General features: G+C 68.0%; 10 protein-coding genes and 1 pseudogene. 10 read left to right on the forward strand and 1 reads right to left on the reverse strand.

Annotated features, from left to right (window positions below; genetic code table 11):
* The 5 genes and pseudogenes from DEJ17_RS17795 to rpoC all read left to right on the forward strand — a co-directional run.
* Positions 1 to 413, forward strand: a pseudogene (locus DEJ17_RS17795) (hypothetical protein); the annotation flags it as partial.
* Positions 410 to 1,081 carry a response regulator transcription factor gene (locus tag DEJ17_RS11150; protein WP_110893899.1) on the forward strand — a complete coding sequence of 224 codons (672 nt, stop codon included), beginning with the start codon at positions 410 to 412 and terminating at the stop codon, positions 1,079 to 1,081. The pseudogene DEJ17_RS17795 and the gene DEJ17_RS11150, both read left to right, overlap by 4 nt.
* A 331-nt stretch (positions 1,082 to 1,412) precedes the next feature.
* A complete protein-coding gene (locus DEJ17_RS11155; RefSeq protein WP_110893901.1) occupies positions 1,413 to 2,012 on the forward strand; it encodes a hypothetical protein in 600 nt (199 codons plus the stop codon).
* A 420-nt stretch (positions 2,013 to 2,432) separates the two neighbouring features.
* Positions 2,433 to 5,921, forward strand: coding sequence for a DNA-directed RNA polymerase subunit beta (gene rpoB, locus DEJ17_RS11160; RefSeq protein WP_110893903.1), 3,489 nt, complete (start codon positions 2,433 to 2,435; stop codon positions 5,919 to 5,921).
* Between the two features lie 44 nt (positions 5,922 to 5,965).
* On the forward strand, positions 5,966 to 9,847 hold the full coding sequence (gene rpoC, locus DEJ17_RS11165) for a DNA-directed RNA polymerase subunit beta' (protein WP_110893905.1): 3,882 nt from the start codon (positions 5,966 to 5,968) through the stop codon (positions 9,845 to 9,847).
* Positions 9,848 to 9,975: 128 nt separating this feature from the next.
* Here the strand turns inward: rpoC and DEJ17_RS11170 are convergent, their stop codons facing one another.
* Positions 9,976 to 10,371 (reverse strand): VOC family protein, encoded by a 396-nt coding sequence (locus DEJ17_RS11170; protein WP_071245506.1) that lies wholly within the window; start codon positions 10,369 to 10,371, stop codon positions 9,976 to 9,978.
* A gap of 85 nt (positions 10,372 to 10,456) precedes the next feature.
* Here DEJ17_RS11170 and DEJ17_RS11175 point away from each other — a divergent pair, with 85 nt between their 5' ends.
* From DEJ17_RS11175 to DEJ17_RS18155, 5 genes are all read left to right on the forward strand, one after another.
* On the forward strand, positions 10,457 to 11,485 hold the full coding sequence (locus DEJ17_RS11175) for a GNAT family N-acetyltransferase (protein ID WP_181421141.1): 1,029 nt from the start codon (positions 10,457 to 10,459) through the stop codon (positions 11,483 to 11,485).
* A gap of 178 nt (positions 11,486 to 11,663) precedes the next feature.
* Positions 11,664 to 13,331 (forward strand): GspE/PulE family protein, encoded by a 1,668-nt coding sequence (locus tag DEJ17_RS11180; protein ID WP_110893909.1) that lies wholly within the window; start codon positions 11,664 to 11,666, stop codon positions 13,329 to 13,331.
* A 20-nt stretch (positions 13,332 to 13,351) separates the two neighbouring features.
* Positions 13,352 to 14,950, forward strand: a complete 1,599-nt coding sequence (locus DEJ17_RS11185; RefSeq protein ID WP_309146742.1) for a type IV pilus twitching motility protein PilT — start codon at positions 13,352 to 13,354, stop codon at positions 14,948 to 14,950.
* On the forward strand, positions 14,950 to 16,182 hold the full coding sequence (locus tag DEJ17_RS11190) for a type II secretion system F family protein (RefSeq protein ID WP_110893911.1): 1,233 nt from the start codon (positions 14,950 to 14,952) through the stop codon (positions 16,180 to 16,182). The genes DEJ17_RS11185 and DEJ17_RS11190 overlap by 1 nt, the downstream gene beginning before the upstream one ends.
* 184 nt (positions 16,183 to 16,366) lie before the next feature.
* The gene (locus DEJ17_RS18155) at positions 16,367 to 16,825 is read left to right on the forward strand and encodes a type IV pilin protein (protein WP_110893913.1); all 459 of its coding nucleotides are present in this window, start codon (positions 16,367 to 16,369) and stop codon (positions 16,823 to 16,825) included.
* Positions 16,826 to 16,863: the final 38 nt, after the last annotated feature.

The following is a 16,863-nucleotide window of genomic DNA, read 5'->3' on the forward strand; positions in this document are numbered from 1 at the left end:
CCGCCGACCACGCGTCGGGCCTGACGGCCCTCGTCGACGCGCACCGCTCGTTCGGCGGCGAGCTCGTGGTGCAGGGCGACGCGACCCTCGCGGTCCTCGACGCCGCCCACCGTGCCGCCGTGGTCCAGGTCGTCCGGGAGGCCCTCAGCAACGCCCGCAGGCACGCTCCCGGCCGCCCCGTGTCCCTGTCCGTGATCCGGGACGGCGACGCCGTGGACGTCGTCGTGGCGAACCCGCTGCCGAGCGGCGGGCAGGGGTTGCTCGGGATGCGCGAGCGGTTCGCGGAACTCGGCAGCGAGGCCACGGTGGAGGCCGAGCGTTCCGACGACGAGTTCGTCGTCGCCATGCACCTGCCGGTCGACGTCACGGTCGACGCGGACGCAGCGGCCGCCGTCGAGGACGACCACTCGTGACCATCCGGGTGCTCGTGGTCGACGACCAGGCCATCGTCCGCGACGGCCTGGTGACGGTGCTGTCGCTCGTGCCCGACCTGCAGGTCGTCGGGCAGGCGGCGGACGGTGCCCAGGCCATCGCCGCCGTCGAACGACACACGCCCGACGTCGTCCTGATGGACCTGCGGATGCCGGGGGTCGACGGGCCGACCGCCACCGCGCGGATCGTCGCCGAGCACCCCGGGGTGGCGGTCCTGGTGCTGACGACCTACGCCGACGACGACTCGATCGTGACCGCACTCCGGGCGGGGGCCCGCGGCTACCTGACGAAGGACGCCGGGCGGACGGAGATCGCGACCGCGGTCCGGGCGGTGGCCTCCGGGCAGTCGACGTTCGACGCGACCGTCGGTGCACGGCTGGTGGCGCGCCTCGCCGGCGGTGCCGCTGCCGGTGCTGGTTCCGCTGCGCTGGCGGGAGCTGATCCGGCCCCGTCGCTCGGTGCCCGGTTCCCGGAACTCACTCCGCGCGAAGTGGACGTCCTCGAGCGGATCGCGGACGGCCGGACCAACCCGCAGATCGCCGCCGAGTTGTTCCTCACGGTGCCCACGGTGAAGTCGTACGTGAACCAGGTCTTCGCGAAGCTCGGGGTCCGGACCCGCGCCGAGGCCGTCGCCCGCGTCCTGCGCTGATCGTCCGCGGGACCCCGTCGTCCCCGGGGTGCACTGCGGACTCGTGAATGCGTACACATGGACAACCAGCGGACGCCAAGACTCGTTGCGTACCGTTGACGCCTGTCGTCACGACGTCCGAGCGTCGATGCGTGCGGTGCCCCACACACCACGCGTCCGCCCGGTCACCGTGACCACGACGTGCCCGTGAGCGCCCCCTCCGCTCGAGCGTGCGCGCCGTCGGCGTGCTGCTGCGCGCCACCCCTCCGGCCACCCGTGCGCGCTGGCCGTCGAACGCACCGCACCCGACGTCGAGTGCACCACTGCTGATCCGCCGCAGGAGACCTCCGTCATGACCGCCGACACCATGAGCGTGCCCACCGCCCGCTCCACCGCTCCGGACACCCGCCGGGCGGGCACCCGCCCCACCAGGGTGATCCGGGCCTCCCGGCCGTTCCACGCCGACCGCGAGACGGCACCCACCTGGATGCGCGTCGTCGGCACGGCGCTGCTCGTCGGCGGCGCCGGCCTGTCCGCCGCCGTGCTGGGCTGGCCCGGCGACGCACCGGAGGTCGCCCTCCTGGTGCCGGCCCTGCTCGCCGTCGCCCTCGGGCTGTTGCTCCTGCTCGCACGTGCGGGGTTCACCGTCACCGAGCGGTACGTGACCCTGCACTTCCGCCCGCTGCCGCCGCGGCGCATCCCGCGTCGGCGGATCACCGACGTCCGCCTGGTCGAGGCGGACGCGGCCACCTACGGCGGCGTCGGCCTGCGGGTCCGTCGCGGCGTGCGGGCGCTCATCCTCACGCCGGGGCTCGGGATCGAGCTCACGGACGACCGGGGGCGGGTGACGTTCGTCCGCACACGTCGTCCGGAGGACGCGTTCCGTGCGCTGGCCGGACTGCCGGGCGGGCCGGGAGGCGCGGATCGCGTCGAGCGCGAGCGTCTCGGCTGAGCAGGCCCCGGCTGAGCAGGCCCCTGGCTGAGCACGGGAATGGAAGCGGTGTGTGGCGGCTTATACACGCCACTGCCGAATCCGGTCAAGCCGGGACTGGACAGCCCGCCACGGAGCGAACTATGATGACAGTTCGCGCTCCCTGGCATCCGTGTCGTCATATTTCGGTCGACGCAGAGTCTTCAGAACCACCGAGTTCTGAGATGTACAGACTCATCTCGCCCTGGTGCAGCCGGACCCGTATATGGCGGCGGGTACCGCTCACGGAGATCATCCCACACGTGCACCGACGTTCCGCGTCAGGCACGCGTCGGCGTGGTCGCAGGGCTTGCATCCTCAGGGGTCGCCGAGCGATCAATCCACTCACCTACACACTGCTCGTCAGTGTCGGCCCGACGGGGCCTACCGGAGGTCACACCCTTGGCTGCTGCGCCCAACGCATCCACCAACCCCAAGAACGGTCGCAACCACTCGCGACTCTCGTTCGCCAAGATCACGGACACCCTCACGGTTCCTGATCTGCTCGCACTCCAGACGGAGAGCTTCGACTGGCTCGTCGGCAACGACGTCTGGAAGGCCCGCCTCGCCGAAGGGCAGGAGCAGGGTCGCACCGACCTCGCGCTGCACTCGGGGCTCGAGGAGATCTTCGAGGAGATCTCCCCGATCGAGGACCTCGGCGAGACCATGCAGCTCTCGTTCACCGCGCCCGAGCTCGAGGACCCGAAGTACTCGATCGACGACTGCAAGGAGCGCGGCAAGACCTACGCTGCTCCGCTGTACGTCAACGCCGAGTTCATGAACCACATGACGGGTGAGATCAAGACGCAGACGGTCTTCATGGGCGACTTCCCGCTCATGACCGAGCGCGGCACGTTCATCATCAACGGCACCGAGCGCGTCGTCGTGTCGCAGCTCGTCCGTTCGCCCGGCGTGTACTTCGAGCGCCAGCAGGAGAAGACCTCCGACAAGGACATCTACTCGGCGCGGATCATCCCGTCGCGTGGTGCCTGGCTCGAGTTCGAGATCGACAAGCGCGACCAGGTGGGCGTGCGCATCGACCGCAAGCGCAAGCAGTCCGTGACCGTCTTCCTCAAGGCCCTCGGCCTGACGAGCGAAGAGATCATGGACGAGTTCCAGGGCTTCGCGTCGATGGAGTCGACCCTCGAGAAGGACGCCGTCCTCACGAAGGAAGAGGCGCTCAAGGACATCTACCGCAAGCTCCGTCCGGGCGAGCAGGTCGCTGCCGAGGCCGCGCGTGCGCTCCTCGACAACTTCTACTTCAACCCGAAGCGCTACGACCTGGCGAAGGTCGGCCGCTACAAGGTCAACCGCAAGCTCGGCATGGACGCTCCGCTGTCCGACTCGGTGCTCACCGTCAAGGACATCGTCGCGACGATCAAGTACCTGGTGTCGCTGCACGCCGAGCGCACCACGATCGACGGCGTCCGTGACGGCGAGCCGGTGCAGCTGCGCCTCGACGTGGACGACATCGACCACTTCGGCAACCGTCGCATCCGCGCTGTCGGCGAGCTCATCCAGAACCAGGTCCGCACGGGTCTGTCCCGCATGGAGCGCGTCGTCCGCGAGCGCATGACCACGCAGGACATCGAAGCGATCACGCCCCAGACGCTCATCAACGTGCGTCCGGTCGTCGCCGCGATCAAGGAGTTCTTCGGAACGTCCCAGCTGTCGCAGTTCATGGACCAGAACAATCCGCTCGCGGGCCTGACGCACAAGCGTCGTCTCTCGGCCCTCGGCCCGGGTGGTCTGTCCCGTGAGCGTGCCGGTGTCGAGGTCCGTGACGTCCACCCGTCGCACTACGGCCGCATGTGCCCGATCGAGACCCCGGAAGGCCCGAACATCGGCCTGATCGGTTCGCTCGCGTCGTTCGGTCGGATCAACTCCTTCGGCTTCATCGAGACCCCGTACCGTCGCGTCGTCAACGGCGAGGTCACGAAGACCATCGACTACCTCACCGCTTCGGAAGAAGACGACTTCGTCGTCGCGCAGGCCAACGCCCCGCTGACGAACGACTTCCACTTCGCCGACGACAAGGTGCTCGTCCGCAAGAAGGGTGGCGAGGTCGAACTCGTCGCCAAGGACGAGGTCGACTACATGGACGTCTCCCCGCGCCAGATGGTGTCGGTCGCGACGTCGCTCATCCCGTTCCTCGAGCACGACGACGCGAACCGCGCCCTCATGGGTGCGAACATGCAGCGTCAGGCCGTCCCGCTGCTCCGTTCCGAGTCGCCGCTCGTCGGCACCGGCATGGAGGGCTACACGGCCATCGACGCCGGCGACGTCGTCACTGCCGACAAGGCCGGTGTCGTCTCCGAGGTCTCGGCCGACGCCGTCACCCTGCAGCTCGACGAGGGCGGCACGCAGACCTACTACCTGCGCAAGTTCGACCGCTCCAACCAGGGCACGAGCTACAACCACCGCGTCATCGTCTCCGCAGGCGAGCGCGTGGAGCAGGGCGAGGTCATCGCCGACGGTCCCGCGACGGAGAACGGCGAGCTCGCGCTCGGCAAGAACCTCCTCGTCGCGTTCATGCCGTGGGAGGGCTACAACTACGAGGACGCGATGATCCTGTCGCAGAACCTCATCAAGGACGACACGCTCTCCTCGATCCACATCGAGGAGTACGAGGTCGACGCCCGCGACACCAAGCTCGGCAAGGAGGAGATCACCCGTGACCTCCCCAACGTCAGCCCGGACCTGCTGGCCGACCTCGACGAGCGCGGCATCATCCGCATCGGTGCCGAGGTCCGCCCCGGCGACATCCTCGTCGGCAAGGTCACACCGAAGGGCGAGACCGAGCTGAGCGCCGAGGAGCGTCTGCTCCGTGCCATCTTCAACGAGAAGTCGCGCGAAGTCCGCGACACCTCGCTCAAGGTGCCCCACGGTGAAGAGGGCACGATCATCGGTGTCAAGGTGTTCGACGCGCAGGACGGCGACGACGAGCTCGGCTCGGGCGTCAACCAGCGCGTGGTCGTCTACATCGCCCAGAAGCGCAAGATCACCGCGGGTGACAAGCTCGCCGGTCGTCACGGCAACAAGGGCGTCATCTCGACCATCCTCCCGGTCGAGGACATGCCGTTCCTCGCCGACGGCACCCCCGTCGACATCGTCCTCAACCCGCTCGGCGTCCCCGGCCGCATGAACTTCGGCCAGGTGCTCGAGATCCACCTCGGGTGGCTCGCCAAGCAGGGCTGGAACGTCGAGGGCATCCAGGACTGGGCCGAGAACCTGCCGGAGGCAGCGCACAGCGCCGAGCCCGGCACCAAGGTCGCCACCCCGGTGTTCGACGGTGCGTACGAGCGCGAGATCGAGGGCCTCCTCGACTCGACCCTCCCGAACCGCGACGGCGAGCGCCTGATCGGCTCGTCCGGCAAGGCACAGCTCTTCGACGGCCGCTCCGGCGAGCCGTTCCCGGAGCCCGTCTCGGTCGGTTACATGTACATCCTCAAGCTGCACCACCTGGTCGACGACAAGATCCACGCGCGTTCGACCGGTCCGTACTCGATGATCACGCAGCAGCCGCTGGGTGGTAAGGCGCAGTTCGGTGGACAGCGATTCGGTGAGATGGAGGTGTGGGCGCTCGAAGCGTACGGTGCCGCCTACGCCCTCCAGGAGCTCCTGACGATCAAGTCCGACGACATCCTCGGCCGCGTGAAGGTCTACGAGGCGATCGTCAAGGGCGAGAACATCCAGGAGCCCGGTATCCCCGAGTCCTTCAAGGTCCTCATGAAGGAGATGCAGTCGCTCTGCCTGAACGTCGAGGTCCTCTCGGCCGACGGCCAGGCGGTCAGCCTGCGCGACAACGATGACGAGGTCTTCCGCGCTGCGGAGGAGCTGGGCATCAACATCTCCTCGCGGTTCGAGTCGTCCTCTGTCGACGACATCTGATCCCGCCCGTACATCGAAGCCTGAATCAGCAAGAGAGAAGAACATTGCTCGAAGCAACTTCCTTTGACGCCATTCGGATCGGCCTCGCGACCGCCGAGGACATCCGTCAGTGGTCGTACGGCGAGGTCAAGAAGCCGGAGACCATCAACTACCGCACCCTGAAGCCCGAGAAGGACGGTCTGTTCGGCGAACAGATCTTCGGTCCTTCCCGCGACTGGGAGTGCGCCTGCGGCAAGTACAAGCGTGTCCGCTTCAAGGGCATCGTCTGCGAGCGCTGCGGCGTCGAGGTCACCAAGTCCTCGGTCCGTCGTGAGCGCATGGGCCACATCGAGCTCGCCGCCCCCGTCACGCACATCTGGTACTTCAAGGGCGTCCCGTCGCGCCTCGGGTACCTCCTCGACATGGCGCCGAAGGACCTCGAGAAGGTCATCTACTTCGCGGCGTACATGATCATCGACATCGATGAAGAGGGCCGTCACGCGGACATGCCGGGTCTCGAGAACGAGATGCGTCTCGAGATCAAGACCCTCGAGGGCCAGCGCGACTCGATCATCGCCGACCGCCTCAAGAAGCTCGAGGACGACCTCGCAGCCCTTGAGGAAGAGGGTGCGAAGGCCGACGTCAAGCGCCGCACCAAGGACACCGCCGAGAAGGAGATGTCCCAGGTCCGCAAGTCGTTCGACGAGGACATCACCCGTCTCGAGCGTGTGTGGGAGGACTTCCGCAACCTCAAGGTGGGCGACCTCAAGCCCGAGGACGCCGTCTTCCACGAGCTCCAGGACCGGTTCGGGATCTACTTCGACGCCTACATGGGCGCCGAGGCGATCAAGCTCCGGCTCGAGGCGTTCGACCTGGCTGCCGAGGCCGAGGCACTGCGTCTGCAGATCGCCGAGGGCAAGGGCCAGAAGAAGATCCGCGCGATCAAGCGTCTGCGCGTCGTCAGCTCCTTCCTCGCCACCGGCAACTCGCCGGCCGCGATGGTGCTCGGCGTCGTGCCGGTCATCCCGCCGGAGCTGCGCCCGATGGTGCAGCTCGACGGTGGCCGTTTCGCCACGTCGGACCTCAACGACCTCTACCGTCGTGTGATCAACCGCAACAACCGTCTCCGCCGCCTGCTCGACCTCGGTGCCCCCGAGATCATCGTGAACAACGAGAAGCGCATGCTGCAGGAAGCGGTCGACGCGCTGTTCGACAACGGTCGTCGTGGACGTCCGGTCACGGGTACCGGCAACCGCGCCCTGAAGTCCCTGAGCGACATGCTCAAGGGCAAGCAGGGTCGTTTCCGCCAGAACCTGCTCGGCAAGCGCGTCGACTACTCGGGCCGTTCGGTCATCATCGTCGGCCCGCAGCTGAAGCTGCACCAGTGCGGTCTGCCCAAGCAGATGGCGCTCGAGCTCTTCAAGCCGTTCGTGATCAAGCGCCTCATCGACCTGTCGCACGCGCAGAACATCAAGTCGGCCAAGCGCATGGTCGAGCGTTCGCGTCCGCAGGTGTGGGACGTGCTCGAGGAGATCATCCGCGAGCGCCCCGTCCTGCTGAACCGTGCGCCGACGCTGCACCGTCTGGGCATCCAGGCGTTCGAGCCGCAGCTCGTCGAGGGCAAGGCCATCCAGCTCCACCCGCTCGTGTGTGCTGCGTTCAACGCGGACTTCGACGGTGACCAGATGGCCGTGCACCTGCCGCTGTCGGTCGAGGCCCAGGCCGAGGCCCGCATCCTGATGCTCGCCTCGAACAACATCCTGAAGCCGTCCGACGGCCGTCCGGTGACCCTGCCCGCACAGGACATGATCATCGGTCTGCACCACCTCACGACCGTCCGCGAGGGCGCCGTGGGCGAGGGCCGTGCGTTCTCGTCGGTGGCCGAGGCGATCCTGGCGAACGACCAGCACACGCTGCACCTCAACGCGATGGCGAAGATCCGCATGACGGGTGTCCACTTCGCCGAGGGTGAAGCACCCGAGGGCTACGAGCAGGGCGACACCGTGCTGCTCGAGACGACCCTGGGCCGTGCGCTCTTCAACGAGACCCTGCCGGCGAACTACCCGTTCGTCCAGAAGGTCACGGACAAGGGCGTGCTCTCCGCGATCGTCAACGACCTCGCCGAGCGCTACTCCAAGACCGAGACGGCCGCTGCGCTGGACCGGATCAAGGACGCCGGTTTCTACTGGGGCACGCGCTCCGGTGTGACCGTCGCCCTGTCGGATGTCGTGACGCCTCCTCGCAAGAAGGAGATCATCGCGGGCTACGAGATCCAGGCCGCCAAGGTGCAGGGCGAGTTCGACAAGGGTCTGATCACCGACTCCGAGCGTCGCGCCGACCTGATCAAGATCTGGACCGAGGCCACGAACGAGATCGCGCAGGAGATGCGCGACAACTTCCCGGTCGACAACACCATCAACCGCATGGTGTCGTCCGGTGCTCGTGGTAACTGGCTCCAGGTCCGCAACATCGCCGGTATGCGTGGTCTGGTGAACAACCCGAAGGGCGAGATCATCGCCCGCCCGATCATCAACTCGTACCGCGAGGGCCTGACCGTGGCGGAGTACTTCATCGCCACCCACGGTGCTCGTAAGGGTCTTGCCGACACCGCGCTCCGTACCGCTGACTCCGGGTACCTCACCCGCCGTCTCGTGGACGTTTCGCAGGACGTCATCATCCGCGAGGACGACTGCGGCACGACGCGTGGCCTCGAGCTGCCGATCGCGACCGTGGACGCCGACGGCAAGCTCGTCCGCGACCCGCGCGTCGAGAACACCGTGTACTCCCGCACCCTGGCCACCGAGGCCGTGGACGCACAGGGCACGGTCGTGGCAGAGGCCGGTGAGGACGTCGGTGACGTGCTCATCGACAAGCTGCTCGCGGCCGGTGTCGAGAGCATCAAGGTGCGCTCGGTCCTGACCTGCGAGTCCGCCGTCGGTGTCTGCGCGAAGTGCTACGGCCGTTCGCTCGCCACGGGCAACCTCGTCGACATCGGCGAGGCGGTCGGCATCATCGCCGCCCAGTCCATCGGTGAGCCCGGTACCCAGCTGACGATGCGTACCTTCCACACGGGTGGTTCGGCCTCGGCCGACGACATCACCCAGGGTCTGCCGCGTGTCACGGAGCTCTTCGAGGCGCGTACCCCCAAGGGCGCGTCCCCGATCGCCGAGGCCCCCGGGCGCGTCGTGGTCGAGGACACGGACAAGGGTCGTCGGATCATCCTCACGCCGGACAACGGCGACGAGCCGTTCATCTACCCGGTGCTCAAGCGTGCGACGCTCCTCATCGAGGACAACCAGCACGTCGAGCTCGGCGAGCAGTTCATCGCCGGCACCGTCGACCCGAAGGAAGTCCTCCGGGTCAAGGGTGTCCGAGAGGTCCAGAAGCACCTGGTCAACGGTGTGCAGGACGTCTACGGCTCGCAGGGTGTGCCGATCCACGACAAGCACATCGAGGTCATCGTCCGCCAGATGCTCCGCAAGGTCACCGTCGTCGACCACGGCGACACCGACCTGCTCCCGGGTGAGCTCGTCGACCGGTCGCGCTACAACGCGCTGAACCGTGCGGCGCTGCAGGAGGGTCGCAAGACCGCCTCCGCTCGCCAGGAGGTCATGGGCATCACGAAGGCGTCCCTCGCGACCGAGTCGTGGCTGTCCGCCGCTTCCTTCCAGGAGACCACCCGCGTGCTCACGCAGGCGGCCATGGAGGGCAAGCAGGACCACCTCGTCGGCCTCAAGGAGAACGTCATCATCGGTAAGCTCATCCCCGCCGGGACGGGCCTCAGCCGGTACCGTGACGTGGACGTGAACGCGACCGAAGAGGCGAAGGCGGAGCGGTACCCCAACCGCATCTTCGCCGACGACTCGTCGTTCTCGGACGCCGACCTGAGCTTCGTCGACTTCGACAGCTTCTCGTCGGACGACTTCACGCCGGGCACGTACAACTGAGCCTGATGTGATCCCCCGAAGGCCCCGTCTCCGCAAGGAGGCGGGGCCTTCGTCGTGTCGTCACCACGGGTCGGCCTGGAGGCGCGGTGCGGGGCCGCCACGGGCCTCCGGTCCGCCGTGGGTCGCGACTAGAGCGCGCGGCCCGCGCCGTTGTCGCGGCCGGAACCGCGACCGGTCTCGTCGACCAGCGAGAACAGGCTCAGCACGTTGCCGTCGGGGTCGCGGACGTCGAACCAGTCGACCGCCCCGTCGACGCACTCGACGGGGCCGATGTCGATGCCGAGCGCGCCGATGCGTGCGTGCTGCGCGGCGACGTCGTCGACACCGAAGCGGACGCTGACCGGGTTCTCCTCGGCCTGTTCGTCGACGTAGAGCTGGATCCAGATGCCGCCGACCTCGTACTCGGCGACGCCGTCCTCGGGCTCGAGGTCCGGCTCGGTGCGCTCGAAGACCGCGCCGTACCAGAGGCAGGACGCCTCGATGTCGCTGACGGGCAACCCCACGGTCACGCTCGTGATGTCCATGACTCATCATGTGCCCGGGTGGGGGTGTGCGTCGAGGGGGATTCCGCGGTGCCGCGCTGTCCGGCCCGCATGGCAGGGTGGGGTGATGGCAACCCTGCGCGAACGGATCCCCGCCCCGTCCCAGCTCGAGCTGCCGTCACCCGTGAGCGGCATCGTCTTCCGTCCGGGGTCGCGCGACGATTTGGTGGGCATGCACGCGGTCGCAGTCGCTGCCGCTGCACTCGACGATCCTCGTGCCCGTCCCTCCACAGCGGACCTCGACCGCTCGTTGTCCACCGAAGGGCTCATCGTCAATCTGGACACGGTCGTCGGCGTCGATGCTGATGGACGTGTGCAGGCTTACGGCATCGTCATCGACGTCCCTTCGCGGGTCACCGCGGCACGGGCGGTGCTCAGCGGTGCCGTCCACCCCCGGTACCGGAGCAGTGGTGTCGGGCGCCGGCTCCTGGCGTGGCAGGTCGGTCGAGCGCGGCAACGGCTCGCGGCGCTCGACATCGACCTTCCCGCGACCCTCGACATCGGTGGCCGCTCCGGTGCTCCCGTCCTCGCCCTCGCCGAGCGGCTCGGGTTCCGGCCGGTCCGGCACTGGGTCGAGATGGAGCTCGTCTTCGCCGACCATGCCGTCGACGGCCCCCCGATGCCCGCGTTCCCCGATGGTCTGGTCCTCCGTCCAGCGGCCCCGGACGACATCGAGCCGATGCGAGCCGCCAAGAACGACGCCTTCCGCGACCACTGGGGCTCGCAGCCGATGGTCGCGTCCGACTGGCGGGGCTTCCTCACCGCACCGAAGAGTCGGCTCGACCTGTCCCGACTCGTGGTCGATCCCCTGGGCAACGTGCTCGCCTTCGCCGTCGTCGAGGTCGATCCGGACGGGTTCGCCGAACGCGGACGGGCGTTCGGCTACGTGCACTGGGTGGGGGTCACCCGTTCCGCGCGTGGTCGCGGGTTGGCGCCGCTCGTGCTCGGCGCCGCACTCGCGGCGATGCGAGCGGACGGGCTGTCGGCTGCGGTGCTGGACGTCGACACCGAGAACCCGAGCGGCGCGGCCCGGATCTACGAGCGGCTCGGATTCGTCCGGGGCGAGGTCCACGTCACGGCCGCGGTGTCCCTCTGACCGGGGCCGAACGGGTCGTGGACCCCAGTTCTGGGTGCAGCCAGACCCCCTCCGCCCCCTCTTTCTGGGACTGCGGTCGGCGAGGGCGCCAGAAGTAGCGTGGTCGGGCGCCACATCCCTGGTGGTGCATCACCCGACGACGTCTCGCCGTGCGCGAGTCCAAGGAGGCACGGGACTCATGGCGACCCTGTCCGAGATCCTCATCCTGAACGGCGCGCTTCCGATCGAGCACCTCGATGCGATGACGGGCGACGAGGACCTCGACGAGCGCGCCATCCGGGGCCTGGTCGACCAGGGCGTCGTGAGCGAGGCCCAGTTCATCACTGCCCGGGCCGCGTCGAACAACTCGCGCACCGTCCCGCTCAGCGACTACCCGGTCGACGGCACCGCCGTGTCGATCCTGCCGGCCGCACTCTGCCGTCGCCACGGCGTGCTCGGTGTCGGATTCGAGGGCGACCTCCTCATCCTCGCGATGGTGAACCCCACGAACGTGCTCGCGATCGACGACGCCCGCACCGCCTCGGGCCGCACGATCAAACCGCTGCAGGTCGAGGAGCGTGACCTGGTCGCAGCGCTCGACCGCTACCTGCGCGCCGACGACGAACTGAACGACCTCACGTCGTCGCTGGAAGAAGAAGCGTCGGCCACCTCGAACACGCAGGTCGACATCGCCGACGGCGCCCTCGACGACGTCCCGATCGTCCGCTTCGTGAACCTGCTCGTGTCGCAGGCCATCCAGGACCACGCATCCGACATCCACATCGAGCCGGGCGAGCACGAGGTCCGGATCCGGTACCGCATCGACGGCGTGCTGCACGAGATGGCGCCGGCGCCGAAGAACATCCAGAACGGTGTGATCAGCCGTCTGAAGATCATGAGCGACATCGACATCGCCGAACGTCGCAAGCCGCAGGACGGCCGCATGTCGGTGCGGCACGGTGGTCGGCAGATCGACCTCCGTGTGGCGACGCTGCCCACCGTGTGGGGCGAGAAGGTCGTCATGCGGATCCTCGACAACACGAACACGTCGCTGACCCTCAAGGACCTCAACCTCCTCGAGCAGAACTTCCAGGCCTACCAGCGGTCTTACTCGAAGCCGTACGGCATGATCCTGGTCACCGGCCCCACCGGTTCGGGCAAGTCGACGACCCTGTACACGACCCTCAACGCCGTGGCGAAGCCCGAGATCAACGTCATCACGGTGGAGGACCCGGTCGAGTACCGGATGGCCGGCATCAACCAGGTGCAGGTCAACCCGAAGGCCGGGCTGACGTTCGCGTCCGCGCTCCGCTCGATCCTCCGCTCCGACCCCGACGTCGTGCTGCTCGGTGAGATCCGCGACCACGAGACCGCCCAGATCGCGATCGAGGCGTCGCTCACCGGGCACCTCGTGCTCTCGACCCTGCACACCAACGACGCGCCGTCGGCCGTGACCCGCCTGACCGAGATGGACATCGAGCCGTTCCTGGTCGGGTCCGCACTCGACTCCGTCGTCGCCCAGCGACTCGCGCGCCGGCTGTGCGACCGGTGCAAGGCGCCCGCCGTGTACGAGATCGAGCAGCTCCAGGCGCTCGGGTTCCTGCGCCCCGGCGACGAGATGCCCGCGTTCTTCGCCCCGGTCGGCTGCGCCGTCTGCTCGAACACCGGGTACCGCGGCCGCATCGCCCTGCACGAGGTCATGACCGTGACCGAGGAGATCGAGCGGCTCGCCGTCGGTCGCGCATCGAGCGCGGAGATCAGTCGTGTGGCGCAGCAGCAGGGCATGCTGACGCTCCGCCAGGACGGCTTCGAGAAGGTCAAGCTCGGCATGACGAGCGTGGACGAGATCCTGCGCGTCGTCGCGTGACCGGGGAACAGGACGAGCAGATGACCGACTCCGTGTACGACATCACGATGCCCGGCGACGAGCCCGTCGCCGGGTGGCACCCCGGCACCCCCGGCGCCGAGGTCGGTTCCCGCCGCGCCGCGCGTCTGGCCGCGGCAGCCGCTGCCCCGCCCGAGCAGGTCTACGACCTGACGGACGACTCGGCGGTGTGGCCCGCGCCCACCGGCACGCCGGTTGCGAGCCCGGTTGCCGGTCCCGTGGGTGGTCCGGTCGCTGCGCCCGTGGCGCAGTCCGCCACCGCTCCGGCGACGCCGCCCGCCGCGGTGCCGTCGTCGACCGCCACCTACGGGTACGCCGAGCCGGCGACCCAGCAGCTGCCGGCCATCGCGTACAGCGGCGCCCACCACGCCCCACCGGCGGCACCTGCTCCGGCTCCCGCCCCCGCCGCGGCATCGGCCGGTGACATCGACTTCGCCCGGCACGCGCGCGAGGTCGCCGACCCCGACCTCATCACCGCACTGGCGCAGGTCGTCTACCAGGGGGCCTCCGACCTGCACGTCACGGCCGACGCCCCGCCCACCGTCCGCGTCGACGGCTCGCTCCGGCCGGCCGTGCCCGGAGGCGCGTGGTCGCGCGGCAAGGTCATCGCGGCACTCAAGACGCTGCTGTCCGTCGAACAGGCCGGGCAGTTCGACCACGACCAGGAGCTCGACTTCGCGTACTCGCTGTCGCCGGAGTACCGCTTCCGCGCGAACTACTACCAGCAGCGCGGCAACTGGGGCGCGGCGTTCCGCATCATCCCCACCAGGATCAAGACGCTCAAGCAGCTCGGCATCCCCGCGCACGTCGGTGACTTCGCCGGCCTGCCCCGTGGCCTGGTCCTCGTCACCGGTCCGACCGGTTCGGGCAAGTCGACCACGCTCGCCGCGCTCATCGACCTGGTCAACGAGAGCCGTGCCGACCACATCGTCACGGTCGAGGACCCGATCGAGTTCATGCACGACCACAAGCGGTCCATCATCAACCAGCGCGAGGTCGGCGCCGACACCCACTCCTTCGCCTCGGCGCTCAAGCACGTGCTGCGGCAGGACCCCGACGTCATCCTGATCGGTGAACTCCGCGACCTCGAGACCATCTCCGTCGCGCTCACCGCCGCCGAGACCGGCCACCTGGTGTTCGCCACCCTGCACACGCAGAGCGCACCCGGCACGATCGACCGCGTCATCGACGTCTTCCCGCCGCACCAGCAGGGGCAGATCCGCACCCAGCTCGCCGCCACCCTGCAGGGTGTCGTCTGCCAGACCCTCGTCCCGAAGGCCAACGGCGTCGGCCGGGTCGTCGCCACCGAGATCATGACGATCACCCCGGCCATCGGCAACCTCATCCGCGAGGGCAAGACCTACCAGATCACGTCCGCCATGCAGGCCGGACGTGACCTCGGCATGCACACCATGGACCAGGACCTCGCCGAACTGGTCAACGTCGGCACCATCTCGCGCAAGGCCGCGATGGAGAAGGTGCACGACGAAGAGGGCTTCGACCGGCTCGTCCAGCGCGTCGAGTCCCCGTCCGACTCCTCGGCCGCCGCGATCGCCGCCAGCGGCATCGACTTCGGCGACAAGTTCTCCGGAGGCTACTGATGTCACTCGCGTTCGACTACCGCGGGCGTGACGGGGCCGGCAAGCTCGTCAAGGGCCGCCTCGACGCCGCGTCCGAAGGGGCCGTCGTCCAGCGTCTCCGGGGGATGGGCGTCTCCCCGATCGCGATCACCGAGGCGAAGGCCGGCACCGGGCTGCAGACCGAGATCAAGATCCCTGGGTTCGAGAAGGGCGTCGGGCTCAAGGACCTCGCGATCATGTCGCGGCAGGCCTCGACGATGCTCACCTCGGGGCTCTCGCTCCTGCGGACCCTCACGATCCTGTCCGACCAGACCGAGAACAAGAAGCTGAAGGACATCCTCGGCAAGGTCCGCGACGACGTGGAGCGCGGCGTCTCGTTCTCCGACGCCGTCGCGAAGTACCCGGTCGACTTCCCGCCGATCATGATCAACATGATCCGTGCGGGGGAGACCGGCGGGTTCCTCGACCAGGCCATGGACTCCATCGCGACGAACTTCGAGAAGGAGCACAAGCTCCGCTCGACGATCAAGTCGGCGATGACCTACCCGGTGGTCGTGCTCGTGATGTCACTGGTGGCGGTCGCCATCATGCTCATCTTCATCGTTCCGATCTTCCAGGACATGTTCTCGTCGCTCGGCGGAACGCTCCCGCTGCCGACGCAGATCCTCGTCTCCCTCTCGCACGCCATGCGGTACGTCGCGATCCCGCTCGCGATCGTCGTCGTGCTGGCGTGGCTGTGGTGGCGGGCGAACAAGAACACCGAACGCGTCCGGGCGTTCATCGATCCGATCACCTTGAAACTGCCGGTCTTCGGACCCCTGCAGAAGAAGATCGTCATCGCACGGTTCGCGCGCAACTTCTCGAACATGATCGGCGCCGGCGTTCCTATTCTGCAGGCATTGCGCATCGTCGGTGAAGTGTCGAACAACTTCGTCGTGAAACGCGCGCTCGACAATGTCGCCGAAGCTGTCCGGAAAGGCGAATCCATCGCCGTCCCGCTCGCCGCGCAATCGGTGTTCCCAGCAATGGTGACGCAAATGGTCGCGGTGGGTGAAGACGCCGGATCGCTCGAGATCATGCTCGAGAAGATCGCGGTGTTCTACGACGCCGAGGTCGAGGCCACCACGGATGCCCTGACCTCGCTGATCGAGCCGCTGCTCATCGCGTTCCTGGGCGTGGTGGTGGGCGGGATGATCATCGCGCTCTACATGCCGATCTTCCAGATCACGAACGTCGTGCAGAACGCTTCGTAGCCATTCCACCCCCGTGTGGGGGCAACGCCGATTTCGCGCATCCCCCGCACTGGGGGTGTTTTGCGCCTGGAATGGCCCCCGTTCTCGGGATTGGCCCCCCGATGTGCTCCGAATACGCTGACATCCGGCGGCCGAGCAAGCCCCGAACTCATTTCCCCGACATTCCCCGCAGAATGGAAAAACCATGTACTTCGCTCTCATGGGCAAGCTCGACGCTCGCCGCAAGGGTCTCCTGAAGGACGGCGAGAAGGGCTTCACGCTCATCGAGCTCCTCGTCGTCGTCATCATCATCGGCATCCTCGCCGCGATCGCCATCCCGGTGTACATCGGCGTGCAGAACAACGCGAAGGACTCGGCCGTGAAGTCGGACGTGACGAGTGCGAAGACCGCCGTCGTGAGCATTGCCACCAATGGAGACGCAACGTACCCCGCCGACAAGACGGACATCACCACCGCTGACTACAAGAAGGCGGGCGCGACTGTCGGAGCAGACACGACGCTGACCTACACGGCCAACGCCGACAAGACCCTCTTCTGCATCCAGGGCACGAGCAAGGCGACTGGCAAGACCTTCGGTGCCACGGACGCTGCCGGTGTGGCTGAGGGAACCTGCGCCGCGGGCGTGTTCACGAAGAAGCCCTAGTTCGCCGCTCGGGCGGACGGCGACACGTCGGTCGCCGT

The sequence above is a fragment of the Curtobacterium sp. MCSS17_011 genome (genome assembly GCF_003224275.1).
Taxonomy (GTDB): Bacteria; Actinomycetota; Actinomycetes; order Actinomycetales; family Microbacteriaceae; genus Curtobacterium.

What these genes read in the sequence shown, in the direction of transcription:
- DEJ17_RS11155 (WP_110893901.1), top strand. Translation starts at nt 1,413, where the DNA reads ATGACCGCCGACACCATGAGCGTGCCCACCGCCCGCTCCACCGCTCCG.
- DEJ17_RS11170 (WP_071245506.1), bottom strand. Translation starts at nt 10,371, where the DNA reads ATGGACATCACGAGCGTGACCGTGGGGTTGCCCGTCAGCGACATCGAG.
- DEJ17_RS11175 (WP_181421141.1), top strand. Translation starts at nt 10,457, where the DNA reads ATGGCAACCCTGCGCGAACGGATCCCCGCCCCGTCCCAGCTCGAGCTG.
- DEJ17_RS11180 (WP_110893909.1), top strand. Translation starts at nt 11,664, where the DNA reads ATGGCGACCCTGTCCGAGATCCTCATCCTGAACGGCGCGCTTCCGATC.
- DEJ17_RS11185 (WP_309146742.1), top strand. Translation starts at nt 13,352, where the DNA reads ATGACCGACTCCGTGTACGACATCACGATGCCCGGCGACGAGCCCGTC.
- DEJ17_RS11190 (WP_110893911.1), top strand. Translation starts at nt 14,950, where the DNA reads ATGTCACTCGCGTTCGACTACCGCGGGCGTGACGGGGCCGGCAAGCTC.
- DEJ17_RS18155 (WP_110893913.1), top strand. Translation starts at nt 16,367, where the DNA reads ATGTACTTCGCTCTCATGGGCAAGCTCGACGCTCGCCGCAAGGGTCTC.